This is a genomic window from Candidatus Leptovillus gracilis (genome assembly GCA_016716065.1).
Lineage (GTDB): Bacteria > Chloroflexota > Anaerolineae > Promineifilales > Promineifilaceae > Leptovillus > Leptovillus gracilis.
Window position 1 is genome coordinate 1 of record JADJXA010000020.1, and the last position, 24,283, is coordinate 24,283.

General features: G+C 57.5%; 20 protein-coding genes. 12 read left to right on the top strand and 8 right to left on the bottom strand.

Annotated elements, in window-relative coordinates:
• Together IPM39_25605 and IPM39_25610 are read right to left on the bottom strand one after the other, a co-directional pair.
• A partial coding sequence (locus IPM39_25605; GenBank protein ID MBK8989396.1) for a ferredoxin family protein occupies positions 1–178 on the bottom strand: 178 nt, incomplete at its 3' end.
• Positions 179–250: 72 nt separating this feature from the next.
• Entirely contained in the window at positions 251–865 is a 615-nt protein-coding gene (locus IPM39_25610; GenBank protein MBK8989397.1) for a superoxide dismutase, read from the bottom strand.
• 820 nt (positions 866–1,685) lie between these two features.
• On the opposite strand from IPM39_25610, the gene IPM39_25615 reads away from it, so the two are divergent.
• From IPM39_25615 to IPM39_25630, 4 genes are all read left to right on the top strand, one after another.
• Positions 1,686–2,711, top strand: coding sequence for an ABC transporter substrate-binding protein (locus IPM39_25615; protein ID MBK8989398.1), 1,026 nt, complete (start codon positions 1,686–1,688; stop codon positions 2,709–2,711).
• An 18-nt stretch (positions 2,712–2,729) separates the two neighbouring features.
• The gene (locus IPM39_25620; protein ID MBK8989399.1) at positions 2,730–3,533 is read left to right on the top strand and encodes a hypothetical protein; all 804 of its coding nucleotides are present in this window, start codon (positions 2,730–2,732) and stop codon (positions 3,531–3,533) included.
• Between the two features lie 80 nt (positions 3,534–3,613).
• Positions 3,614–4,318, top strand: coding sequence for a sulfite exporter TauE/SafE family protein (locus IPM39_25625; GenBank protein MBK8989400.1), 705 nt, complete (start codon positions 3,614–3,616; stop codon positions 4,316–4,318).
• A 40-nt stretch (positions 4,319–4,358) separates the two neighbouring features.
• Complete coding sequence (locus IPM39_25630; GenBank protein ID MBK8989401.1) at positions 4,359–5,123, top strand: alpha/beta hydrolase; 765 nt, start codon at positions 4,359–4,361, stop codon at positions 5,121–5,123.
• Positions 5,124–5,132: 9 nt separating this feature from the next.
• On the opposite strand, the gene IPM39_25635 is transcribed toward IPM39_25630, so the two are convergent.
• Positions 5,133–6,299 (bottom strand): aminotransferase class V-fold PLP-dependent enzyme, encoded by a 1,167-nt coding sequence (locus IPM39_25635; protein ID MBK8989402.1) that lies wholly within the window; start codon positions 6,297–6,299, stop codon positions 5,133–5,135.
• A 236-nt stretch (positions 6,300–6,535) separates the two neighbouring features.
• On the opposite strand from IPM39_25635, the gene IPM39_25640 reads away from it, so the two are divergent.
• The 4 genes from IPM39_25640 to IPM39_25655 all read left to right on the top strand — a co-directional run bounded on the left by IPM39_25640 (position 6,536) and on the right by IPM39_25655 (position 13,593).
• Positions 6,536–8,689 carry a phage holin family protein gene (locus IPM39_25640; protein MBK8989403.1) on the top strand — a complete coding sequence of 718 codons (2,154 nt, stop codon included), beginning with the start codon at positions 6,536–6,538 and terminating at the stop codon, positions 8,687–8,689.
• A 166-nt stretch (positions 8,690–8,855) separates the two neighbouring features.
• The gene (locus IPM39_25645) at positions 8,856–9,530 is read left to right on the top strand and encodes a hypothetical protein (protein ID MBK8989404.1); all 675 of its coding nucleotides are present in this window, start codon (positions 8,856–8,858) and stop codon (positions 9,528–9,530) included.
• 379 nt (positions 9,531–9,909) lie between these two features.
• Positions 9,910–11,664 (top strand): ABC transporter ATP-binding protein, encoded by a 1,755-nt coding sequence (locus IPM39_25650; protein ID MBK8989405.1) that lies wholly within the window; start codon positions 9,910–9,912, stop codon positions 11,662–11,664.
• 81 nt (positions 11,665–11,745) lie between these two features.
• A complete protein-coding gene (locus IPM39_25655; protein ID MBK8989406.1) occupies positions 11,746–13,593 on the top strand; it encodes an ABC transporter ATP-binding protein in 1,848 nt (615 codons plus the stop codon).
• 101 nt (positions 13,594–13,694) lie between these two features.
• On the opposite strand, the gene IPM39_25660 is transcribed toward IPM39_25655, so the two are convergent.
• The 5 genes from IPM39_25660 to IPM39_25680 form a co-directional block, all read right to left on the bottom strand.
• Complete coding sequence (locus IPM39_25660; GenBank protein ID MBK8989407.1) at positions 13,695–14,417, bottom strand: HAD family hydrolase; 723 nt, start codon at positions 14,415–14,417, stop codon at positions 13,695–13,697.
• Between the two features lie 236 nt (positions 14,418–14,653).
• On the bottom strand, positions 14,654–18,118 hold the full coding sequence (locus IPM39_25665; protein MBK8989408.1) for a transglycosylase domain-containing protein: 3,465 nt from the start codon (positions 18,116–18,118) through the stop codon (positions 14,654–14,656).
• Entirely contained in the window at positions 18,118–18,582 is a 465-nt protein-coding gene (locus IPM39_25670; GenBank protein MBK8989409.1) for a dehydratase, read from the bottom strand. The genes IPM39_25665 and IPM39_25670 overlap by 1 nt, the downstream gene beginning before the upstream one ends.
• 79 nt (positions 18,583–18,661) lie before the next feature.
• Complete coding sequence (gene prfA, locus IPM39_25675) at positions 18,662–19,729, bottom strand: peptide chain release factor 1 (GenBank protein ID MBK8989410.1); 1,068 nt, start codon at positions 19,727–19,729, stop codon at positions 18,662–18,664.
• A 144-nt stretch (positions 19,730–19,873) separates the two neighbouring features.
• Positions 19,874–20,731, bottom strand: a complete 858-nt coding sequence (locus tag IPM39_25680) for a DegV family protein (GenBank protein ID MBK8989411.1) — start codon at positions 20,729–20,731, stop codon at positions 19,874–19,876.
• A gap of 130 nt (positions 20,732–20,861) precedes the next feature.
• On the opposite strand from IPM39_25680, the gene IPM39_25685 reads away from it, so the two are divergent.
• From IPM39_25685 to IPM39_25700, 4 genes are all read left to right on the top strand, one after another.
• The gene (locus tag IPM39_25685) at positions 20,862–21,581 is read left to right on the top strand and encodes an esterase family protein (protein ID MBK8989412.1); all 720 of its coding nucleotides are present in this window, start codon (positions 20,862–20,864) and stop codon (positions 21,579–21,581) included.
• Between the two features lie 71 nt (positions 21,582–21,652).
• Complete coding sequence (locus IPM39_25690) at positions 21,653–22,573, top strand: hypothetical protein (protein ID MBK8989413.1); 921 nt, start codon at positions 21,653–21,655, stop codon at positions 22,571–22,573.
• A gap of 134 nt (positions 22,574–22,707) precedes the next feature.
• On the top strand, positions 22,708–24,057 hold the full coding sequence (locus IPM39_25695; protein ID MBK8989414.1) for a hypothetical protein: 1,350 nt from the start codon (positions 22,708–22,710) through the stop codon (positions 24,055–24,057).
• Between the two features lie 45 nt (positions 24,058–24,102).
• Positions 24,103–24,283: hypothetical protein (locus IPM39_25700; GenBank protein MBK8989415.1), on the top strand; the 181-nt coding region annotated here is incomplete at its 3' end.

Genomic DNA, 24,283 nt, shown 5'->3' on the forward strand with positions numbered 1-24,283 from the left:
GGAAGATGGCTTCGTAAGGACATTCTGGCACGCACGCGCCGCAGTCTATGCAAGTGTCTGGATCGATGTACAGCCAGGGCCATTCCTCTTCCGGTTTACCCAAAACCATGCATTCGACCGGGCACACCTCCACACAGGCTGTGTCGCGCAAGCACAATCTGGTAACGATGTGGGTCATAAGATTTCTCCTTTTAGCAAGTTAACGATACCGGCGTCAATGGGTGCGCCGATTCTCTCTAATTATACACATTTACGATTTTGCCGCAGCATAATTGGCGGCGACAACTTGCCAATTTACCACGTTCCACCAGGCGGTGACATAATCGGGACGCCGATTTTGGTAGTGGAGGTAATAAGCGTGTTCCCAGACATCCAGGCCCAGGATGGGGGTATTGCCATCCATCAGCGGCGTATCCTGGTTGGGTGTGGAGGAGATAGCCAGGTTGCCTGAACCATTCACATATAACCAGGCCCAGCCAGAGCCGAAACGGGTAGCGGCGGCTTTGGCGAAAGCGGCCTTAAATTCATCGAAACTGCCAAAGGTGTCATTGATAGCGGCGGCTAATTCACCGTCTGGTTCGCCGCCACCATCGGGCGACATGATTTCCCAGAAGAGGTTGTGGTTGGCAAAGCCGCCGCCGTTGTTGCGCACGGCCGTGCGAATGCTTTCCGGCACACTGTCTAAATCGGCCAGAAGCGCTTCAATGCTTTTGTCGGCCAGGTCGGCGTGTCCTTCCAGGGCGGCGTTTAAGTTGTTGGTATAAGCGGCGTGGTGTTTGCCGTGGTGAATTTGCATGGTGCGGGAATCAATATGGGGTTCTAAGGCGTCGTGGGCATAAACAAGGGCGGGTAATTCAAAAGCCATGAGTTTCTCCTTTGTGTTTTTAACAATTGGGTAAACTTGTGATGATGACGGTACTTAACCGTGTAATAGCAATTTTGACCGGCGGATTATTGCTTGCTACCATTCTCCTACAAGTCAGTGACTTCATTCTAGCCACACACCATGCCTTTGTCAACAATGGTAGAACTTGCCGACCTTGTCTGGCGGGTGTAGTTGGTACAGATGTGCGGCATAAATTTTTGAGAGGTAAGTAGGGTTTGGATTATTCTGTTTTTTTTGCTGTTCTGCGGCGTAAACCCCTATTCGTCATTTTGGGCATTGTTGGGTTAATGGGCTGCCAACTGCTAAATCTGGCTGCGCCGGGTGGTGTGGCCGGGGTCAAGCGGGAGGAGGCCATTTTTCTGCGGGGCGGCCAGCCGGATACGATGGACCCGGCGCGGACGCACGGCGGCCCGGACAGCCCGTTGGGGCATGTTTTCAGCGGGCTGGTGGCCCTGGACCCGGCGCTGCAAGTGCAGCCGGAGTTGGCCGCCGGGTGGACTGTCCGTGAGGATGGGTTGGTGTATACTTTTTATTTGCGGCAAAATGCGCTGTTTCATGACGGCCGTTCCCTCACCGCCCACGATGTCATTTTCTCCTGGGAACGGGCCGCCGACCCGGCGACAGGCTCCGATACGGCCGTTACCTATCTAGGCGACATCGCCGGGGTGACGGAAAAATTGGCCGGGCAGGCGGCGCACATCAGCGGCCTGCGGGCGGTGGATGATTACACCCTGGAAGTGACCCTGACCGCGCCGGTGGTCTACTTTTTAGCCAAATTAGCTACCCGGTGGCCTATGTGGTGGATGGGCAAAACGTGGCCCAGGCTGATTGGCAGCACCAACCCAACGGCAGCGGCCCCTTTAAGCTGGTTCGCTGGGAGGACGACACGGTCATCGTTTTGCAACGTTTTGATAATTATTACCTGGAACCAGCCCAAGTGACCCATGTGGTATACCAGTTGGGCGCAGGGCTGCCGCTGGCAATGTATGAAACAGGCGACATTGACCTGGTGGGCATTGGTGGCGCGACGTTGGAGCGGGCGCGGGACCCGAATAATCCGTTGAGCCGGGAATTACGCACGGCCGTATCCCTCTGCACTTCCACCCTGGGATTAAACAATCGTCTGGCCCCGTTCGATGACCCGCGTGTGCGCCAGGCGTTTAATTATGCCCTGGACAAGGAACTGCTTATTGAAACCTTTGCCCACGGCAGCGCCCTGCCAGCCCTGGGGCCGCTGCCGCCTGGAATGCCTGGTTATGGCCGCAGCCAGGTAGTTGGCTACCCCTATGATCCGGCGCGGGCGCGCCAGCTTTTGGTCGAGGCCGGTTATGCAAACATGGACGATTTCCCCACGCTGACGTACTATACATCTGGTTATGGTGACGTGGGTGGTTATGGGACGGCCGTTATCAGCCTATGGCAAGAAACGTTGGGCGTTACCATTGAGCCGGTCGTTCTGGACCCGTTCACCTACTACGATGAGCTGTACGGTGGCAACGTAGGGCATATTTTTGAGAGCGGTTGGTGCGCCGATTACCCAGACCCACAGAATTTTCTGGATGTGTTGTACCACAGCCGGTCGCCGCAGAATATTGGCGGCTTCCATGACCCGACCATAAATGGCTTGCTGGAAGCGGCGCGGGTGGAACCAGATGTAGACGGCCGTTTGCAGCTTTACGCCAACATCGAACGACAGATCGTCGCCGAAGCCCCGGTGGTATTTACAACACACAGCTTGTCGGCCGTGTTGGTGAAACCAGACATACAAAACTACGTTCTTTCGCCTATGGGCGTGCGCCAATGGCATGTCGTGACGAAGAATTGAATTGGAGATTAGGAATTTATGGACAAGCGTACTACGAATATATTACTGGTTGGCATAGCCCTATTGGCGATGGTATTGTTGATGAGTGGCATGTGGTTGGTGTTTCAGGGCATGAGCGCCAGCGCCGAACCGTCGGCCTCCCAACCGGCCCCCACGGCAGTTGCGAACTTGCCTGCTGCGACAACGGCCGTGCAAGAAACGCTGCCCACAGCGCCTGCGCCCACAGCGCTCGCGCCCACCACCCAATCTACATTGGTGGCGCTGCCGCCATCAGCCACCCCACCGCCTACTGTCACCCCCACCGAGACGCCCGTCGTCACCGACACCCCTGTGCCCACCGATACGCCGCCACCCACAGCGACCAACGTGCCGCCGCCAGTGGTGATTGTCCCCACCAATACGCCGGTTCCACCCGCCAATACACCGGTTCCCACGCCTTCTGGCCCGCAGCCAGGCACCGTCAACGGCGTCAGCGCCTCCCATTTTGCCCTGCAAAATCGGGCGCAGCTTTGGGTTAACGGCGACATCTGGTTTGAATTTACGGTGAACAACAGCGGCAACAACAGCGTACCTTATGGCGCGTTGGGCGTCATGCCTCGCCGTAATGGAGCGGATATGCTGCCCTGGTTCCAGCGCAGTTGGGGTGGCAACGACGATGCCCTGAATCCCGGCAATCTGTCTTGGGATGATCGCATTCGCATTCCGGAGGCCGGCAGCTACACGCTGCGCCTGGTGATTTGCTTTGAAGCCGGGGCAACGTGCATGAGCGGTGGCGGAACTTTCCACACTTTGTCTCAAGAGATAGCCGTTACACTGCCGTGAGCCAGTGTTCAGTAGCCAGTGTTCAATATTCAGACTGAACACTGGCTACTGGCTGCTGAATACTGAACACCCCCAACTCTGTGCTCGTCTTCTTCATCGTCTTCATCGCCATTTTCACGCAGGCAGTGACAGGTTTTGGGTTGGCGTTGGTGTCCATGCCCCTGCTGCTGTTGGTGATGGACATTCAGATGGCGTCGCCGCTGGTGGCGCTGGTGGGCATTGTGGCCGAGCTGCTGCTGCTGCTGCATTATCGGGCGAATTTGAACATGCGGGCAGTGGCGCGGCTGATTGTGGCCTCGCTGGTGGGTATTCCGCTAGGGGTCACGCTGCTGCGCCAGGTGGAGGCGGAGGTGATTACGGCCGTTCTTGGCGGCATCATCATCCTCTACAGCCTGTATGCTCTGGTTGGCTTCCGGCTGCCTCAACTGACGCGCCCGATCTGGGCGTATGGCTTTGGTTTCGCCGCCGGGCTGCTGGGTGGGGCTTATAATATCAGCGGCCCGCCAGTCATCATTTATGGCGCCTGCCGCCGTTGGCCCCCGGCCGAGTTTAAGAGCAATTTGCAGGGCTTTTTTGTCGTCAGCAGTTTTACCATCATCATGACCCACGCTTGGGGCGGCAACCTGACGCCGGCGGTTTGGCGCAATTTTTTCATCGCGCTGCCGGCCGTTTTGTTGGCGCTGGTCATCGGGTTTCGGGTGGATACACTGCTCGATCCCGACCGCTTCCGGCGCATTGTGCTGCTGGCGTTGGTGGTGTTGGGGATTGGTTTGATAGTGGGTTAGTGTGATGATGGGCTCCCACCAATTCGTCTGAAGGTTTATCATGTTACGACTCATCAACCAATTTGTTTACCGCCCAGACGCCACCTTTGCCGATCCTGGGTTTACCCCGGCGGATTTGGGCCTGGCATACGAAGATGTGACCCTGACGACGGCCGATAAACTGGCGCTGTGGGCCTGGTATTTTCCGGTGGCAGAACCCCGCTGTGTGCTGTTATATGCGCATGGCAACGCCGGGGACATCCGCGACTGGGCAGCGGCCGTTCCACCATTTTTGGCGTTGGGGTACAGCGTGCTGCTGTTCGATTACCGCGGATATGGGCGCAGCCAGGGACGGCCGTCTGAGGAAGGGCTGTATTTGGACGGCGAAGCAGCCTGGGGTTGGGTGCGCCAGCGGGCCGCTGAGGCGGGTTTACCGGCGGTCATGTTGGGCAAATCGCTGGGTACGGCCGTAACCATCCACGCAGCCAGCCAAAACCCACCCACCGCCCTCATCCTGGACAGCCCCTTTGCTTCCATGCAAGAAATCGCCATGTCCATTACTCCCTGGCTGCCCGACGCCATGCTGCCGCCGTTGTACGAATCGGAAAAACGCGCTCCCCAGGTGATGTGCCCGACGCTGATCGTTCATGGAGACGCCGATACCCTCGTGCCGTTGGCCCATGCCCAACGCATTTATGCTGCCCTCGGCGCGTCAGACAAAGGGATGCGCATCATTGCCGGGGCCGGCCACAACGACCTCTCCAGTTTTCCCGAATATCACCAGGCTGTTGCTGAATTTCTGGCGCGCTGCCTGGCCGACAGCTAATGCGCACGCTTACTGAACACCAAAAACTGAACAGTGAGCCAGGGCATCCAATAGGGCCTGGGTATCGGCGGGGGTGTTATAGCCTTGGATGGAGACGCGGATGAAGGCACGGCCGTTCCATTCCACCAACGGAACCTCTATGCGATATTCCTGGTACAGCCGCGCCTTCAACGCTTTCAGGTCGGCGCCGGGCGGCAGCGGGATGGCGGCCATCTGGTGATAAAAGCCGCCGCCATCCGGGTAGATGGACGGCAGCCCTGTTCGTATACCAATCTGGCGCATGGTCTCTTGCAGCAAGTCGTGACATTGTTGACGCACGGCCGTCCAGTTGTATGCCGCCTGAAAGGCAATGGCCTCCGGCACTGCCAGATACGCCGACAGGTCGTTGGTTCCCAACCATTGTTGAAAATCCAGAAAATCAGAGCCAAAGCGCAGCGTGCGCTCCTCGCCCCAGCCCCAGCCGACAACTAGCGGTTCCAACAAAGCCTGCCGGTCGGCGCGGGCGTACAAAAAGGCCGCGCCTTTGGGACTGCACAGCCACTTGTGGGCGTTGCCGAAGTAAAAGTCGGCGTCAATGGCGGCTAAATCCAGGTCAATCTGCCCTGGCGCGTGCGCCCCGTCTATTAGCGTTAGAATACCCGCTGCCCGCGCCCGGCGGCAAATCTCGGCCACCGGGAAGCAAAGCGCGGTGGAAGAGGTAATGTGGCTGAGGAAGATGACCCTGGTGTGTGGGGTGACACCCTGCCAGAATTGGTCGGCAACGGCCGTTGCCGACACAACCGGCAGCGAAATCGGCTGCGGCGCGTAAACAAACCCTTGCTTCTGGCTGAGAAAACGCCAGGTATTGTTACACGCGCCATACTCGTGGTCGGTGGTCAGCACCTCATCTCCCGGACCCAGGGGCAGCGACCGGGCGATAACGTTCAGGGCAAAGGTGGCATTGGGCACATACACCAGGTCATCGGCGGCTGCGTGCAAATAATCCGCCAATGCCTGCCGCGCCGCCGCCAGGTGGTGGGGCAGTTCTTCCACCAGAAAATGAACCGGCTGGCGCTCCAGGCGGCGCTGCCACTGCTGGTAAACGTCGAAAACCGGGCGCGGCGTAGCCCCAAAAGAGCCATGATTCAGAAAGATAACGTCAGGATCGAGCAGGAATAATGATTTCAAATCAGACATAGGGCGGATTATAAACATTTGTCCTGTTTTGTGATAAAACTCAGGCACTCACTTACCCTGGCTTACGGCTCATTGCCTCTGGTGGGCAGGCAAACCAGACTATTTAGGGTAGCGGTCAATCGCCCTGTATTGACGAAGTTAAGGAATGAAAATTAGATAACATACGGAAGATTGGACAAATCTTCTGAGATTTGTCCAATCTAAACTATTTAAATCTCATTCCTAAAGGTGAAAGTATGATCTACTTTGTTATTCGCGTGCTGGTCAATGCTCTGGCGCTGTCGGTCACTATTATCATTTCCCCTGGCTTAAGTTTGCAGCCTCTTTTGCCCGGCGTAGTCAGAATTAGCGTCACTTACATTCTTATTGGCATGCTGTTTGGCATTATCAACGCCTTTGTTCGCCCATTGGTGCTGCTGCTGACAGCGCGGATGTTGGTGCGCACGATGGGCTTGTTCGCCATTGTCATCAACGCCTTTTTATTCTGGTTATTGGCCTGGATTGCTCCCAGCGCGCTGGTGGTCACCCGACCTAATCTATTGTGGATCGCCATTGGCGGCACGGTGATGGCCCTGGTGGTTATGGTGATGGAGGCCTTCTTCGGCCTGGATAAGCCAGAATTTCGCAGCAAAACGGAAAACCAATTCTATTGGCGTTGGGTGGGACTGCTCTCTTCCGGGCGGCGTAACGCCATCGCCGAAAACCTGCGTGTGGCCCAAATCTCCGACATTATCGGCCGTTATACCAAAGACATCGCCGTAGATATGACGCCGCTGGCCCGCTTCCGCAACTTTATGCAAGAGATACTTTTCCGCGACGTGGACCCGGTGCAGTCGTTGACGCTGCCGGCAAAAGTGCGTTACATGCTGCAAGAATTGGGGCCAACCTTTGTCAAGTTTGGGCAGATCGTTAGCAGCCGCGCCGAGCAGCTCCCGCCAGAATGGAAGCACGAATTGGAACGGCTGCAAAGTAATGTGCCCACCTTTCCCTATGAAATTGCCCGCGAAATCTTTATCAATGAGCTAAAAGACACGCCGGAGAACCTGTTTGCCCACTTCGAGAATGAGCCATTTGCCGCCGCTTCTACGGCCCAGGTTCACCGGGCGACGCTGCATGACGGCACGGCCGTTGTCGTTAAAATCCAGCGCCCTAACATTGATATTACCGTGAAAGCCGACCTGAATGTCATGCGTGATCTGACCAAACGCATTCAAAAACGGCAAGAATGGGCGCAGGCCATTGATCTGCGCAGCCTGGTAGACGAGTTTGCCAACGGCATCCTTTATGAACTGGATTACCGCAACGAAGCGGCCAATATCAGCTTGCTAACCCGCAACATGGCCCAATTCGACGCCATCCACCTGCCGGCCATTTACCCCGACCTCTGCACCAGCAAAGTATTGACGATGGAATTTATGGCTGGGGTTAAAATCAGCAACGTCGAGCGCATCGAAGCGGCCGGCATAGACCGCCACAATCTGGCCCATCAATTTGTCGAGGCCATGACCAAACAGGCGCTCTTTGATGGCTTTTTCCACGCCGACCCCCATCCCGGCAACGTGTTGGTGAACCTGGAAACAGGGCAGATTGGCTTCCTGGACATGGGGCTGATGGGCGAGTTGAACCGCGCCCAACGCATGGCCCTGGCGGATTTGCTGGTCTCTATGGTAGAGATGGATGGCTACAGCATGGGCAAAGCCGCCCTGCGCCTGAGCCGCCCATTGCCCGGCCGCACCATCAGCGAAGCCGAGTTTTTAGAGATGATGGATCGCTTTGGCCAGCGGTTTTTGGGCGATAAGTCGGCCGATATTTCGTTTGTGACCACCGCCCTGCAAGAGGTGCTGCGCCGGGCCGGCCTGCGGTTAGACCCCAACTTTACCCTGGTCTTCAAAACGCTGATGCAGGCCGACGAAATCATCCGCCGCCTGGACCCGGACATTTTGCTGTCTACAGCGGCCGTGCAAAGCAGCCTGGGGTTAGCCCGCGAGCAGTTTAATACCGAAGCCCTGGCAAAAACAGTGCGCACCCAAATCTCGCGCAGTACCCGCGAGGTGATCTACCGCGTACCGTCGCTGGTGGAAGCGACAACAAAATGGTTGGACCAATACGAAAAGGGGCGTCTGAGCGTTCACGTGGACTTGAGCGACGTTTCTAAAGAAGTAACCCGGCTGGATAAAGCCATCAACAAGGGGTTAGACCGGCTGGTGTTGGGGCTGGTATTGACCGGCTGGTTGGTGGGTTCTGCTCTGGCCAGCACGATGGACGCTGGTTTTGGCGATTTTCCGCTGGCGGAACTGGCTTTTTACATGTTCCTGGCCGGAACCGGCGTTAGCGCTTTTGTGGTCTGGCAAACGTTGAAGCGGTTGAATCAGGAAGAAGAAGAAAGTTAGGTCTATTCATCAAGACGTGACTGTAGGTCGTGAAGCAGTTTCCAGAAGGTAGTGTTCTGTTTTGAGTGCATGTTTTCCAGATGGACGCCGACTGAAACGGGTCACTGAATACTGAAAGCTGCTGTTCGCTGGTTGGTTGGCTCATGATGAGGTGGGAATAACGATAATGGCTAATTTTCTTTTGCAAGCGGGGTTGACACTTTTTGGACTGGTGTGTGGTGGTTATGTCTTGTTGGCCGGGCGGCGGATGCCCTGGGTTTCATTGGGGATTATTGGCCTGGTTACGTCGGCCAATGTGTTGGCTTCGTTGGTCGCTTCACTGGATTCGGGCTTTGATCTGTTGTACCAGGGCGAGTGGTTGATGCTGTTTACCGCTGTGGCGATAGGCGCGTTGGGCTTTTACGTGGGGCGTCTGCGGCCTGATTTGGCGGTGACGATTATTGGCATGGCGGCTGGCGTGGATATTGCCCTCTGGTTTGAGGCCATTAACCGCTATCTTTCTACAGAACTGATCCAGGCAGAGGCAGAAACGGCCGTTTTCTTCAACCTCCCCCTTATGCTCCTGGGCGCTTTGCTGGGCTGGTGGTTTATCCGCCGCTTCCGCGACGAGGGGCTGATTGTGATTACGGTAATCATGGGCGTGGAAATCCTCTCGTTGGCGCTCAGGCTAAACACCAGCAGCAGTTTTACGGCCGTTCTGGTTCTCAGCCTGGCGTTGGTTGGCGTCGTGGTGCAATATGCCCATTACTTGCGCGGCCTAAAAGCGGACGCTTCTCTGGAGCCGACCGCCGCCCCTGCTTTGCCAGAACTATTAGCGCCGTATGATTGGAACGGCCGTTAAACTACCTTTTGGCAATCACGTAACATCTCAATAAATCGGGGGAGTCTACGAGAGGTTTGTCGCTGCCGCATGGTCGTCTTTAGCCCCGTTTACGGGGCGTCGTTTTTTAGCCTGGAGCTTTAGCTCCAGGCGCAGCGGACCACCGGCGACGACCAGCGCTAAAGCGCCGGTCTACAAAACAACGCCAGGTAAACCCGGCTTTTACCTCTTTGCTACCGATTACCCCAAGATATTGAGAAGATACTGGCAATCACCATAAAACCCGACGGGACAAAAAGAGCTGTCGGGTTTTTCTTTGCGCTTATCCCGTTTCCGCAACACCTGTGCTATAATTTCTCGTCGTTAGATAATTATCGAATAGCAATTACCTGATCAACCAATGACCAACCGTGAATTCCGCCTGGAAAATGAATATCAATACAACCGCCAGGGACCGGTGCGGTGGATACTATCACATTTGTGGCGCTACCCCTGGCTGTCAGTGGCGGTGACGGTGACAGCCATCGTCAATAATTTCGCCTACAGTTACATCCAGGTCTTCATCGGGCGCGGGTTTGACGTGATTACCAACCCTGTCTGGGACATTCGCGCCCTGGCGGTTGTCGCCGTTGGCGCGTTTTTGGCCGCCGCCGCGCAGGGGCTTTTTGGCCTGGGGCGCAACTACGCCAACGAAATCATCGCCCAACGGCTGGAGCGGGACAGCCGCGATGAGTTGTACGCCAGTTTGTTGGGGAAGGACCAGACTTTTCACGGCCGTCAACGCATCGGCGACATCATGGCCCGCGCCACCAACGACGTGCGCACCCTCAACATCATGTTCAGCCCTGGCGTCATGCTCATCGTGGATGGTTTCATGGGCATCGTCGCCCCTATCATCCTCATTGCCCAACTCAACACCCAACTGCTCATCATCCCCCTCCTTTACCTGCTGCTGTTCGCCATCACCCTGACCGATTTTGCCCGGCGGCTCAACCCCGTCAGCCAGGCCATGCGCGATCAGTTCGGCGTGATGAACGCCGGGCTGGCCGAATCTGTCAGCGGCATCGAAGTGGTGAAGGGCAACGCCCAGGAAATCGAAGAGCTGCGCAAATTCACTACCAGCGCCGCCCGCTACAAAGAGTATTTTGTCAAACAGGGCATCATCCAGGCGTGGTATTTGCCGCTGCTGATTCTAAGCGTCTGTCTGGCGGGCGGTTTTTTGCAGGGAATGTGGCTGTGGCGCGCCGGCGTGTTGACTCTGGGGGAAGTGGTGACGTTTATGGGGCTCTTTGGCGTGCTGCGCTTTCCCACCTTCGTCTCCATTTTTTCCTTCAATCTGGTGCAGTTGGGCATCGCCAGCGCCCGCCGCATTCTGGAAATTCTAAACGCGGAAACGGAACTGGACGAAAACGCAGCCGGCGTCAGCCAACCAATGCGCGGCGATGTGGTGTTCGAGAACGTCAGCTTTGGCTATAACGGCAGCCCGGTGCTGGACAATATCAGCTTCACGGCCAAAGCAGGGCAGACGGTCGCCATCGTCGGGCAAACCGGCTCCGGCAAAACGACCCTGACGCGCCTGATCAACCGGATTTTTGATGCGGATAACGGCCGTGTCCTGGTAGACGGCTTGTCGGTGGAAAATTGGAACCTGGAATCGCTGCGTTCACAAATCTCCACCATCGAGCAAGACGTTTTCCTCTTCTCGCGCACGTTGGCGGAGAACATCGCCTTTGGCTGCCCGGACGCCCATCAGACCGACATTGAGCGCGCCGCCCACGAGGCCCAGGCCCACGACTTCATCACCAGTTTCAGCGAAGGCTACTACACCGAAGTGGGCGAACGGGGCGTCACGCTGTCCGGCGGGCAGCGGCAGCGCATCGCCATCGCCCGCGCTTTCCTCACCGATCCGCGCATCCTCATCCTGGACGATTCGACCAGCGCCATAGACAGCGCCACCGAAGATCAGATTCAGCGGGCGATGAAGCGCATCAGCCGCGAGCGCACGACCTTTCTCATCACCCATCGCCTCAGCCAGATTCGCTGGGCGGACCATATTTTGGTGCTGAATAACGGCCGTCTCGTAGACCAGGGCACGCACGAAGAGCTGCTAGAACGCAGCGAAGCGTATGGGCGCATCTTTGCGCGGTATGATTAGCTTTCAATCGTCAACCGTATTCCGTGAGCCGTGTTCCGTAATCGGAACACGGCTCGGAATACGGAACACGGAACACGAAACATGGGCTTTATCCTAGACGGACTCGACACAGAAGACTACGACCGGCAGTATACTGACCGAGAACTGCTGGCGCGTATTGTCAGCTACTTTAAACCCTACACCCGCGAGATGATGTTGGTGGCGGTGATGATTACCCTCAACTCCCTGGCGGGCACGGGCAGCCCCATCCTCATCGCCCGCGGCATAGACCTGTTGGCGACCAATTCCACCACCCAGGCGATGCTGCTGCTTTCCGGCGGCGTGCTGCTGCTGGGCGTGGCCGCCTGGGTGTTCAACTTCATCCACCAATACTTCGCCGCCAAAGTGGTGGGCGAGGTGGTGCTGCAACTGCGCCGCGATGTCTTCGAGGCCACCGTGCAGCACGACATGTCCTTCTTCGACGAGCATCCGTCCGGCAAAATCGTCAGCCGCATCACCTCCGATACGCAAGATTTCGCGGCCACCGTCACCCTGACGATGAGTTTGCTCAGCCAGATGCTGCTCATCATCATCATGGTCGGCTGGCTGTTCAGCATCAACGTCTGGCTGACGCTGCTGCTCATCGGCATGTCGCCGTTGGCGGTAGCCATCGCCCTCAGCTTCCGGCGCATTGCCCGCCGCGTGACGCAAAATGCCCGCCGCGTCACGGCGACCATCAACGCCCAAATTCAGGAATCGGTCAGCGGCATCACCGTCGCCAAGAGCTTCCGCCAGGAGACGGCCATCTACGACACCTTCAACGAGAACAACAAGTTGGGTTACAAAACGGGCGTGCAGCGCGGCCTGACGCTGGTCTCCATTTTTCCGATCATGGGTCTGGCGTCGGGGTTGGGCACGGGGATGCTGATTTTTGCTGGTGGATTGGCGACGCGCCCCGATTCGGCGCTGGCCGGGGTGACCGGCGGTATTTCGGCCGGCGAGTGGTTTTTATTCATGCAGGCGGTGGGCTATTTCTGGTGGCCGATGATGGGCGTGGCTTCGTTTTGGAGCCAGTTTCAGGATGGATTGTCGGCGGCCGAGCGCACTTTTGCCTTAATTGACGCCGAGGCGAAGGTGGTGCAAACGGCCGTTATCCCCATCCCCCGCCTCCAGGGCCACATCCAATTCGATCACGTCGCCTTCCGCTACACCGACAAAGAAGTCGTGCTGCCCGATTTCTCGCTGGACATCACCGCCGGCGAAATCATCGCCCTGGTGGGCCACACCGGCGCGGGCAAGAGCAGCATCGCCAAACTCATCACCCGTTTCTACGAATTCCAGGGCGGGCAAATTTTGGTAGACGGCCGTGACATCCGCACCCTGGACCTGAGCCAATACCGGCAGCAAATTGGCCTGGTCCCGCAAGAACCGTTCTTGTTCGATGGTTCTGTGCGCGACAACATCCGCTATGGCTTACCACAGGCCACCGACGACCGCGTGGCGTGGGCCGCCGCCCAAATTGACAACGGCGACTGGCTCAAGGCGCTGCCACACGGCCTGGACACCGACGTGGGTGAACGAGGCAGCAGCCTTTCGATGGGGCAGCGGCAGTTGGTGGCCCTGGCGCGGGTCATCCTGAAAGACCCGGCCATTTTCATTCTCGACGAGGCGACAGCCAGCGTGGACCCATTCACCGAAGCGCAGATTCAGGAAGGGTTGGATATGATCATGGCGCAGCGCACGGCCGTTGTCATTGCCCACCGCCTGTCTACCGTGAAAAACGCCGACCGGATTATTGTGATGGCAAACGGCCGTATCCTCGAAGAAGGCGACCACGAAACGCTGCTGGCCCACAGCGGCCATTATGCCGACCTGTACAACACCTACTTCCGTCACCAAAGCCTGGCTTACATTGAGAGTGGTATTCTGGAACTGGTAGAACAAGCCTGACGGCCGTAAACCGAGGCCCGTATCCCGTTTTCTGTTGGTATTTGCCATATCTAGCGCCCAGGGGTCACGGGACACGGGTTACGGATTACCGAATGCGGATACTAGACGTAATTGAGAACTTGCCATAGGGAAGTGATGCGGTCAACGTTGGGGGGTAGAACGGCCGTTTGCCCGTTCTCCTTGCCCTGCCTATCGAGCCACAACCCTAAACCAAAGCCCCCTTTTTCTACTGCGCCCAACGCATCCACCGACAAATGATCACCCACAAAAATACAGGCAGCGGCCGTTGCTTGCGCGCGGGCCATCGCCTGATGAAAGATTGTCCCGGCCGGTTTATGAACCCCCATCTCCTGGCTGATGATGATTAGATGGGGGTCTACAGCTTCGCCAACAATCCTCTCTATGACCGGGCGGATCAGGCGTGAATGATTGGAAATAACGCCCAACTTTACCCCTTTTGTTCGTAATGTTTGCAGCACCGGTCTCGTCTCCTCATATGGCAGTTGGGGCAAAAAGGCGTAAGCGTTGTACAGGTGGACGGCCCGTTCCCAATCCCGATCACGATGACTCAGACGCGCCAGGATGTCTTGATAGTACCGGGCGATTTCCCGTTGTGTTTGCTGGTTCTGGGGGCGTTTAATTTTGCCCGCCTGCACATCAGCCCGATAACAGCGAACAGCATTTTGCACTTCCCGCAAAGTATATGGCAGCCCCTCCCGCTGAAACAACGCCGTCAGCCGTTCCTCTGGCGAAATGTCGCCCAACACGCGGACCAACGTCAGGTCCCAATCGAAAAAAATACAGGTAAACTGTTTAACACTCATTCTCCGATGTACCCCACAATGATTTTTACCAATACCCCATTTTATTACTGGTAATTGGGAGCATTGTAGGTGGGGGAGACGGCCGTGTCTATGCGCGGCGCGTAAATTTTGCGCGACTGGCTTAAAAATTCACGCTTTTTTTGCGCAAAAGTCCCCGTCGCTCTGAAAGCGACGGGGGACTTTTACATTCTTTAGTCTTCCGAGATGGTGGTTTCTTGGCTGCCGAGGCAAGCGGATCAAGAAGATGGGGTGGCGGTAGGGGTCTCCGTGGGGGTCGGTTCCAGCGTTGGCGTGGCTGTCATTTCGTCTTCAACAGGGGTTGGCGAAGGCGTTGGCGTAGCCCCTGGCGGCGTGTTGGTGCTGGTCGGTGTGGCTGTGGGCGTGGTGGAGGGCGTCGCCGTTTCTGTCGGCGTGGGGGTTTCGGTGGGTGTGCCGGTGGGCGTTGGCGTTGGCTGTTGCAGGGTGAGCAGCACGCGGCTTTCCAGGCTTACCGGATCGTTTTCCGGCGTATAAGGATTGTCTGGCCCGTAAATGGTCACGCGCACGGTCACGGGGCCGCTGAAATCTATCTCGCTGAGGTCCCAGGTTGCCAGCAGGTCGTTGTCCACCTGTTCTGGCCGCCGCTCTTGCACAACACCCCACCCACCCGGATCATGGCTGATGCCCCATTCCACCATATACCCGGCGAAGTTTGGCCCTTTGGCCGTGCCGCGAATTTCCACCAGATTGCCAACTTCACTATTGGCCGATGGTTGGTTGATGCTGACTTGTGGCCGGGGGGTGTTGGCGTCGCAGAGTTGTTCAGGCGGTAGTTTCAACGGCAGGGCAATGTTGCGCTGGGCGGCCCAATTTTGGCCGACGGCCGTTTGTTCCAGCCATTGTTGCGCCAACAGGCGCTCACGGGCGATCACATCGGGACGGCCGTTCACCAAAATGGTGAAGAAGTTGGATTCGACCACCGATTCGGCGCACGCGGCATTGGCGCGTAAATTGGTCCACAGGTCCACAGGCACAACCTGGCTGAAATCGTAGCTGCTGTCTAATGGCGGTTGATCGCCGGCAAACACCTCCACCGCGCGATTGGCGCAGTCAGGGCCGGGGCGCGTGCCGGAATCGGCGCAAATCTCAGCTTCAATGATGCCCGGCGGCCGCACAAAATCTAACGGCTGTTTGTCGGCGTGGTACTGGGTCATGAAGCTGTTCCAGATGGGCGTGGCAAGCTGGTAGCCAGACTGTCCGGGAGCGATAGGCTGGTTGCTGGTGTTGCCCACCCACACGGCCGTTACCACATGCGCCGAATAGCCAATGGTCCAGCCATCACGCACATCGTTGGCCGAACTGCCCGACGTGCCCGTCTTCACCGCCACCCGGTGGCCGGGGATTTGTAGTCGATTGTTGGCCCCAAACTCCTCCAGCCGGGCATTGTTGTCCGACAAGATGTTGCTCATCAAATAGGCGTGTTCGGGCCGCACCACCTGGGCTTCGGCTGACGGCCGTTGCACGTGTTCATACAGAATATTGTTGCGCCCATCTTCAATGCGAACGATGGTGTATGGCGGCAGGTAGCGTCCCTGGTTGGCTAGAGTGGCAAACGCTCCGGCCATTTGCAGCGGCGGGATTTCACCCCCGCCCAAAGCCAGCGACAGGCCATAGTTACGCGGTTGGCCCACCTCGGCGCAGCCTTCGTCACGCAGCGCCGTCAGACCCACTTTTTGCATGTTGGCGATGAAGTTACACACACCATAAAACTCCATCGCCTTCACCGCCGGGATGTTGTAGGAGTTGCCCAACGCCGGCCGCAGCCGCAGCGGCCCATGGAATATATCGTCAAAATTCTTGGGCACATAAGGCGCATTGGCCCCATCGGTAAACTGCGTCTGTACATCCCAAATCAGCGTAGATGGCGTCCAACCCGCTTCCATCGCCGACAAGTAGACCATCGGTTTCAGGCTGGAGCCGGGTTGACGCGGAGCCAGAACCATGTTCACCTGCCCGCTGATGGCCTCGTCATAAAAATCTATACTGCCCACCAGAGCCAACACTTCGCCGGTTTCTGGTTTGATGGCCACCAGGGCGGCGTTGTTGGCCCCGCCAGCCTGAACGCTGGCGCGGTTGGCCGTCATCGTTTGCTGGGCCAGGTCTTGGGCTGCCGGGTCCAGGGTGGTGTAAATGCGCAGCCCACCCCGGTAAATTGATTGCGCGCCCAGCAGCTCTTCTGCCTGCTGCAAGACGGTGAAGGTGAAATGCGGGTAATCAATCTGGGGCGCTCTGGGGCGCAGCTCATAAACGCGAACATTCATTTCGTTCAGCGCGGCCTGGGCCTCTTCTGTGGTCACGTAGTCGTCACTGATCATCAGATTCAGCACCTGCCACTGCCGGCCAACGGCCAGATCAGGCGCGGTGTAGGGGTCCCAGGCGGCCGGGGCCTGGGGCAGCCCGGCCAGCAAAGAGGCTTCGGCCAGGGTGAGATCTTTGGCCGGTTTGTCGAAGTAGGTCTGGGCGGCCGCTTCAATGCCATAGGCCAGATTGCCGTAGTAAATTTCGTTGAGATACAGCTCCAGGATGGTATCTTTTTTGTAGGTACGAGCCAGTTCGGCGGCTAGAATGATCTCGCGGATTTTACGCCGGGCAGTACGCTCGGTGCGTTCGGTTTCATCCAGCAAAACGGCGCGGACAAGCTGTTGGGTGATGGTGCTGGTTCCGGCGATTTGCTCTCCTTCGCGGGCGGCCTGGAAGACGGCGCGGGCCAGGCCGATGGGGTCGAAGCCGGGATTGTCGTAAAAACGGGAATCCTCAGTGGCAATGGTGGCCTGGATGAGGTATGGCGAGATTTGGTCCAGGGAAACGCGGGTGCGGTTGCCCATGTTGGGGTCGGCCAGGGAGAAAATTTCACGGCCGTACCTGTCGTAGACGCGGGCTGTTTCAAAGCTGCTGGCGCGCGCTTCTAATTCGGCGACCGATGGCAGGTCGCGGGCGATGCTGGTGTAGCCAATGGCCGCCGCCACGACGCCCAGGATACTGAACAAGAGAATGCCAACCAGACCGATAACCAACACGCGGGCCAAACAGCCATGCCAGTCGCGGCGGCGGCGGGGTTTGGGCGGCGCCGCCGACCGGCCGGGGGTCGGCACAGCGACTTGGGCGGGTGGTGGGGTGGCGCGGCGCGTGGCGGGCGTGGCGGGCGTGGCCGCCGGGGGTTGGTTGGACGGCCGTGTCGTTCCGCGTCGGGGTTGGGTGGTGGGCAGTGGGGTGGGTTGGTCGGCAGACGGCCGTTTCACCGGCCGATACAGGCGCGTCACGGCTTCATCGTCTGGGGTGCGGCCGCCGGGAATAGCCACCCGTGGGCTGACATTGGTGGCGTCGGGGTCGTATTCTAACGGCCGTTCCTGCGGCGGAATCTCCTCTGGCGTCAGCGGCAGCGGAATTGGTTGGCGATGGGCGGGCTGTGTGGGGGCTGGTGCGCCGGTCAGGGTGGCATCATCGCTGTCTGTGCCCAGCGAGATTTGCGGTGGAAAGATTGTTTGTGTCGGCGCGTTATCACGCGCAGGCGGCTCATTTTCTCGCGCCAGTTCGGCCATCAAATCCAACAATGAGATCGTTTCGCTGTGAGGCTGATCATCGCCCGGTTGATCGGTTGGTTTCTTGGCCGGTTGGGGCGGCTGATGAGCCGCTGTATCTTGTTCGTTGGTGTCGTTTGCCATTATCCTTTGCTCTTCACTAACATGACCCAATCTCCACGTTGCACAACTTTATCATCCTGATTTATAACGCTGTACTTCATGGTAATGTTCCCCCCACCCAGGCGGGCAAACGCTTTTGTGTCGGTGATCTCAATTCTGACGTGGATCGTGTCGCCAATAAAAACCGGCAAACTAAATTTGCAAGACAATTCCCGAAAAGCCAGCACCGTGCCCTCAATAAAGCCCGTCTGCACCGCCAGCCCGGTAGCCACAGACTGCACCAACAAACCATGCGCCACGCGCTGCCCAAATGATTCCTGAGCCGCATAAACCGCGTCGGTGTGGATACGGTTGAAATCGCCGGACAATCCGGCGAAATTCACGATGTCGGTTTCGCTGATGGTGCGCCCGGCGGTCAGCAAAATCTGGCCGATCTCAAACCCTTCAAAGTAAAGTCCACGAGGGTGGTAAGCAGGTTTGGTCATGGTTAAAAACTCCGTGTTCCGTAAGCCGTATTCCGTTCACGGCTTGCGGCTTACGACTAACGGCTAACGGACCACGCTCTTACTCCGCGGCGGCGAGCCTTTCCGCTTCTTCGGCGACAGAGAGTCTATCAATAAAGGGGTCCAGGTCGCCAGACATAACGGCCGTCAGGTTGTAACTGGAATAGCCGATACGATGGTCCGTCACCCGGCTCTGCGGGTAATTATAAGTGCGAATCTTTTCGCTGCGATCCCCAGACCCCACCTGCGATTTGCGGTCGGCGGCGACCGAAGCATTTTGCTTCGATTCTTCTATCTCTTGCAGGCGGGCCTGGATAATGGCCATGCCAAGCTGCTTGTTTTGCAGCAGGCTGCGCTCCGACTGGATTTTGACGGCGATGCCCGAAGGTTTGTGGACGATGCGCGCCGCTGTGGCGTTTTTCTGCATGTGCTGGCCGCCTGGGCCGGAGGAAAAAGTGGAGGTAATCTCCAGGTCCCGTTCGTCCAGGGTGATTTCCACATCTTCTACCTCTGGCATCACGGCGACGGTGGCGGCGCTGGTGTGGATGCGCCCTTGCGATTCGGTGGCCGGGACGCGCTGCACCCGGTGGACGCCGCTCTCATATTTCAGCCGCGAATACGCGCCCTTGCCCCGGACGCCGACGACAACCTCTTTGTAGCCGCCAACGCCGGTGCTGTTTTCATCCAAGATTTGCGTCTTCCAGCCGCGCGATTCAGCGTAGCGGGTATACATGCGCAGCAAATCGCCGGCAAAAATGCCGGCCTCGTCGCCGCCTGTGCCGGCGCGGATTTCGATGAAAACGTTTTTGTCGTCGCGGGCGTCTTTGGGAACCAGCAGACGGCGCATTTCTGCTTCCAGGGCCGCCTGCGCTTCCAGCAGTTGTTCGATTTCGGCCTCGGCCAGGGCTTTCATCTCTGGGTCGTTTTCCATTTCCAGCATTTCACGCGCGCCAACCAACTCTTCGCTTTTGGTCTGATGTTGGCGATAGGCTTCCACCAGCGGCTGTAGGTCGGAGCGTTCTTGTGCCAGGTCGTTAACGCGGTTGTAGTCGGAGACGATGGCCGGGTCGGACATCTGCATTTCGATTTCGTCGTAGCGGGCGACGACTTTGGCGATTTTATCGAGCATAAAACGATTTGATCCTGTGTTGAATAGGTTTGTTAGAATGTTGGTTGTTTGGTTGGATTGTAAGTAGGTGGCGGGAGTTGGTCAAGAACGGTGGGAGTAAGAACCTGGCCGGGTGGCTCAGACCGGCCAGGTTTTCAGGTTAGCTTAAGGTTCGGTGTACCAGGCCAGTCCCAGGGCGGCCGGGCCAGTGTGGGTTCCGATCACCGGGCTGATTTCGACGATGTTAAGGCTGGCCGGTTTGATACGTTCTCGTATCTGGGCGGCCAGGGATTCCGCTTCGGCGGGGACGGCCGCGTTGAGAATGGTGACGTGGGTGGCGCGGGCGCCTTGCACGCTTTCGGCGGCGATTTCTATCAGGCGCTGCACGGCTTTGCTTTTGGTGCGCACTTTGTCCAGGGGTTCGATACGGCCGTCTTCCAATTGCAGCAGTGGTTTAATAGACAGCATGGAACCAAACAAACGCTGCGCGCCGCCAATACGGCCGCCACGATGCAGGTATTCCAGCGTATCCACCACAAACACCAGGCGCAGCCGGGGCAAAATTGCGCGCGCGGCAGCGGCGGCCGTTTTGTAGTCCGCGCCCTGGGCCGCGGCTTCGGCGGCCGCCAGAGCCAGATAACCCAGGCCCATGGAGGTAGAGCGCGAGTCCACGATCTCGATGGGGAAGTCGCCCATCAATTCGGCGGCGGCATGGGCGGAGGCGATGGTGCCGCTGAGTTCGGCGGAGATGTGGATGGAGACGATGCTTTCGGCCGTTTGCGCAATCTGGCTGTACAGATCAAAAAACTCGCCGGCCGATGGTTGCGACGTGGTTGGCATATCTTTGGCCTGTGTCAGCCGCGTATAAAACTCGTCGGGTTTAATGTCTACGTTGTCGCGCAGGCTCTCCCCCGCCCAATTGACATGCAAGGGGATGACGTGCAGCTTGTATTTGCTGATCAATTCTTCTGGAATATAAGCTGTGCTGTCCACAACCACAGCTACCTTCGTTTTATTACTCATCAATTTACTCCTGATCCTGTTGATTTGTTTATTGTAACCCATTCGTTGGCAATACGCTTCGCTTCACAGGAATTATGATAAAATAGGCAAAATTTTGCCCCCAAACACAAGATGGAGAAAATAAATTCGCATGAACCGTGAGTATCATCGTTGGTACAGTCCCTCGCTAGAACGGGACATGGAGCTGTTGATTTTTGGGCACGCCGGGGCGCGGGTGCTGATATTCCCTACTTCGATGGGCCGTTATTACGAGTGGGAAGATCGTGGCATGATGAATGTGGTGCGCGATGAATTGGAGTACGGCCGTTTGCAAATCTATTGTGTGGACAGCGTGGACGCCGAAAGCTGGTACGCTCGCTGGAAACACCCCGGCGCGCGCGTCTGGCGGCATATGCAGTACGAGCAGTATTTGCTGCGCGAAGTGCTGCCCCTGAGCCAACAGAAAAACCCCAATCCATTTCTCATCACCGTGGGGGCCAGCTTTGGCGCTTACCACGCCGTTAACTTTGCCCTGCGCTACCCGCACCTCGTCGGGCGGGCCATTGGCATGAGCGGCATCTACGACATTTCGCGCTGGCTGGATGGCTACCACGACGAAAATGTCTATTTCCAGAATCCGGTGGAATACATCGGCAATGAAAACGACCCCGGACGCATTCGGGCGCTGCGAAACGTGGACGTAGTCCTGGCGGTAGGTAACGGCGACAGTTTGTATGGCAACAACACCTATTTTTCTGGCCTGTTGTGGCGGCAGGGCATTGGCAACGCCTTGCGCGTATGGGATGGCTGGTCGCATGATTGGCCGTATTGGATGCAGATGCTGCAGATGTATATCAGCGGGCATGATTAGGGAGGTAAGCCGTGAACCGTGATCGGAACACGGAACACGGAACACGGAACACGATAAAAGGAGGCAGTGATATGACGTTAAAAGTTGGTTTGATGGTGGGGCGGGAGTGGTCGTTTCCGCCGGCGTTTATAGATGAGGTGAACGGCCGTAACAGTGGCGTCGTGGCGGAATTTGTGAAACTAGGCGGCACACGTATGGCTGAGCCAGCCGAATACGCCGTCATCGTGGACCGCATTTCCCATGAAGTGCCCTATTACCGCTCCTTTCTGAAGAACGCCGTCTTGCAGGGTACGGCCGTCGTCAACAACCCGTTCATGTGGACGGCCGACGATAAATTTTTCGAGGCGTCCCTGGCGACCAAACTGGGCGTCGCCAGCCCCAAAACAGTGGTCCTGCCTAACAAAGAATACGTGCCCGGCATTAACCACGACGAAAGCCTGCGCAACCTTATCTTTCCCCTGGATTGGCAGGCGTTGGTGGACTATGTGGGGCTGCCCTGTGTGCTAAAAGACGCCCACGGCGGCGGCTGGAAAGAGGTCTACATCTGTCGTACCATGGAAGACCTTTGGCGCGCTTATGACCAATCCGGCCTGTTGACCATGGTGCTGCAAGAATTTATCGAATGGGACCATTACGTGCGCTGTATGTGCCTGGGGCAAGAATACGTGCTGCCGATGAAATATGACCCCAAAGCGCGTCAATACCACGTGGACCATGCCCACCTGAACCCAGAATTGGGCCAGCGGGTGGTGGGCGATGCCCTGAAATTGGTACGGGCGTTGGGCTACGACATGAACACAGTGGAATTTGCCATCCGCGATGGCGTGCCTTACGCCATTGACTTTATGAATCCCGCCCCGGACATGGATGTGAACTCGCTAACGCCCCATTACTTCTCCTGGTGCGTCAACCACATGGCCGACATGGTAATTGACCTGGCAAAAAATCCGCGCCCGCAAGTGACCGAGACGCGCTGGAGCAGCTTGTTTTAACGGCGGGTAACGTTCACCACGGAGGGCACGGAGGTTGAGCCTGTCAACCTTCCGTGTTTGCCGTGTCTCCCCGGTGCAATCAATAAGCGGCGGAAACTATCACTTACTCACCCCGCTCATCTTCGGAGGAAACCATGGCCCTGACAGAGGCAATTAAAACGTACCACAATTTGCTCACCGATGACCTGGCGGCCGAATCGCAGGGGCAGTTAGACGCTCAGTTGCAGCGGCGGGGGCTGTATTTTGGCACACGGCCGTTATGCACCGTATTGCGCCCTCGCTTCCTCACCCCCGACCAGTTCACCTTTTTGCGCCGGGCGATACGGCCGCTGCTGCGCGGCTTCGATAAAATCTCCCGACGCGCCATCGAAGACGACGCCTTTCGCCAGCAGTTTGGCCTGTACGACTGGGAAGAAGAGCTGGTGCAGATAAACCCTGGTTACAGCAGCCACACCCCCCTCACCCGCCTGGACGCCTTTTATGTCACTGAAAACAGCGAACTGCGCTTCACCGAATACAACGCCGAAGTGCCGGCCGCCTCGGCCTACAACGACGTGCTGAACGCGGTATTTTATGGCCTGCCGGTGATGGGCGCGTTTATGAAGGAGTACGTGGCTCGCCCACTGCCCACCCGTCACAGTGTCATGCACGTTTTGCTGGATATGTACAAGGAATGGGGCGGCCAGGAACGGCCGCGCATTGCCATTTTGGACTGGGTAGATGTGCCCACCCGCAGCGAATTTGAACTGTTTACCCAATATTTTGCCAGCCAGGGGTACGAAAGCCGGATCATAGATCCCCGTGAGACAGAGTATAAAAACGGCCGTCTCATGGCCGGCGATTTCCACATCAACGTCATCTACAAGCGCGTCCTTATTACCGAACTCATCGAACGCTGCGGCGTGGATTCGCCCGTCGTCCATGCCGTGCGCGATGGCGCAGTGTGTATGGTCAACCCGTTCCGCTGCAAAATGCTCTACAAAAAGCTTAGTCTGGCTGTCCTCAGCGATGAACAAAACGCGGGCATGTTTAGTGAAGAGGAACTGCGGGCCATTAAATCCCACATTCCCTGGACGCGCCGGGTGGAAGAGCGCCACACCACCTACGGCGGCCTGCCCGTAGACCTGGTTCCTTTCATCCACAAATATCAGGAGCAGCTTGTGCTGAAGCCCAACGACGATTATGGCGGGCGCGGCATCACTCTGGGCTGGCAAACCAATAAAAGTGGCTGGGAAAAAGCGGTGCAAGAAGCGCTGGAAACGCCCCACATCGTCCAGGAGCGCGTGGTCATCCCCGAAGAACCATACCCCAGCTTTGTCAACGACGAGCTGAAAATCTACAACCGCATGTTGGACACGGCCCCCTTTATTTTTTACGGCAATTACGTGGATGGCTGCCTGACCCGGCTTTCCACCGACCCGCTGCTGAACGTCTCGGCCGGCGGCGGCTCCACCGTGCCGACGTTTGTGGTGGAAAAGCGGTAGTTGGTGGCATGGGTCATGGCCCATGGCCCATGACGATCCCCGCCTATGCCCCTGGCAGTTTTTCTAACGGCCGTTTTGTCTGCCCTGTTGGCCGGATTTATCTGGTGGGCGGGGCGGCGGCAGGCGCGGCTGCTGGCGACCATCGAGGTGGTCACGGCCGCCGATTTTGCTTCGCGGCATCTGGGCAATAAACGGCCGTTACACATCTTCCTGCCACCCCACTACC

Bases quoted from the DNA above. Each gene is read 5' to 3' on its own strand.
- IPM39_25645 (MBK8989404.1), top strand. From the start codon at position 8,856: ATGGCTAATTTTCTTTTGCAAGCGGGGTTGACACTTTTTGGACTGGTG.
- IPM39_25670 (MBK8989409.1), bottom strand. From the start codon at position 18,582: ATGACCAAACCTGCTTACCACCCTCGTGGACTTTACTTTGAAGGGTTT.
- IPM39_25655 (MBK8989406.1), top strand. From the start codon at position 11,746: ATGGGCTTTATCCTAGACGGACTCGACACAGAAGACTACGACCGGCAG.
- IPM39_25630 (MBK8989401.1), top strand. From the start codon at position 4,359: ATGTTACGACTCATCAACCAATTTGTTTACCGCCCAGACGCCACCTTT.
- IPM39_25620 (MBK8989399.1), top strand. From the start codon at position 2,730: ATGGACAAGCGTACTACGAATATATTACTGGTTGGCATAGCCCTATTG.
- IPM39_25665 (MBK8989408.1), bottom strand. From the start codon at position 18,118: ATGGCAAACGACACCAACGAACAAGATACAGCGGCTCATCAGCCGCCC.
- IPM39_25690 (MBK8989413.1), top strand. From the start codon at position 21,653: ATGACGTTAAAAGTTGGTTTGATGGTGGGGCGGGAGTGGTCGTTTCCG.
- IPM39_25650 (MBK8989405.1), top strand. From the start codon at position 9,910: ATGACCAACCGTGAATTCCGCCTGGAAAATGAATATCAATACAACCGC.
- IPM39_25635 (MBK8989402.1), bottom strand. From the start codon at position 6,299: ATGTCTGATTTGAAATCATTATTCCTGCTCGATCCTGACGTTATCTTT.
- IPM39_25640 (MBK8989403.1), top strand. From the start codon at position 6,536: ATGATCTACTTTGTTATTCGCGTGCTGGTCAATGCTCTGGCGCTGTCG.
- IPM39_25685 (MBK8989412.1), top strand. From the start codon at position 20,862: ATGAACCGTGAGTATCATCGTTGGTACAGTCCCTCGCTAGAACGGGAC.
- IPM39_25660 (MBK8989407.1), bottom strand. From the start codon at position 14,417: ATGAGTGTTAAACAGTTTACCTGTATTTTTTTCGATTGGGACCTGACG.
- IPM39_25680 (MBK8989411.1), bottom strand. From the start codon at position 20,731: ATGAGTAATAAAACGAAGGTAGCTGTGGTTGTGGACAGCACAGCTTAT.
- IPM39_25610 (MBK8989397.1), bottom strand. From the start codon at position 865: ATGGCTTTTGAATTACCCGCCCTTGTTTATGCCCACGACGCCTTAGAA.
- IPM39_25695 (MBK8989414.1), top strand. From the start codon at position 22,708: ATGGCCCTGACAGAGGCAATTAAAACGTACCACAATTTGCTCACCGAT.
- prfA (MBK8989410.1), bottom strand. From the start codon at position 19,729: ATGCTCGATAAAATCGCCAAAGTCGTCGCCCGCTACGACGAAATCGAA.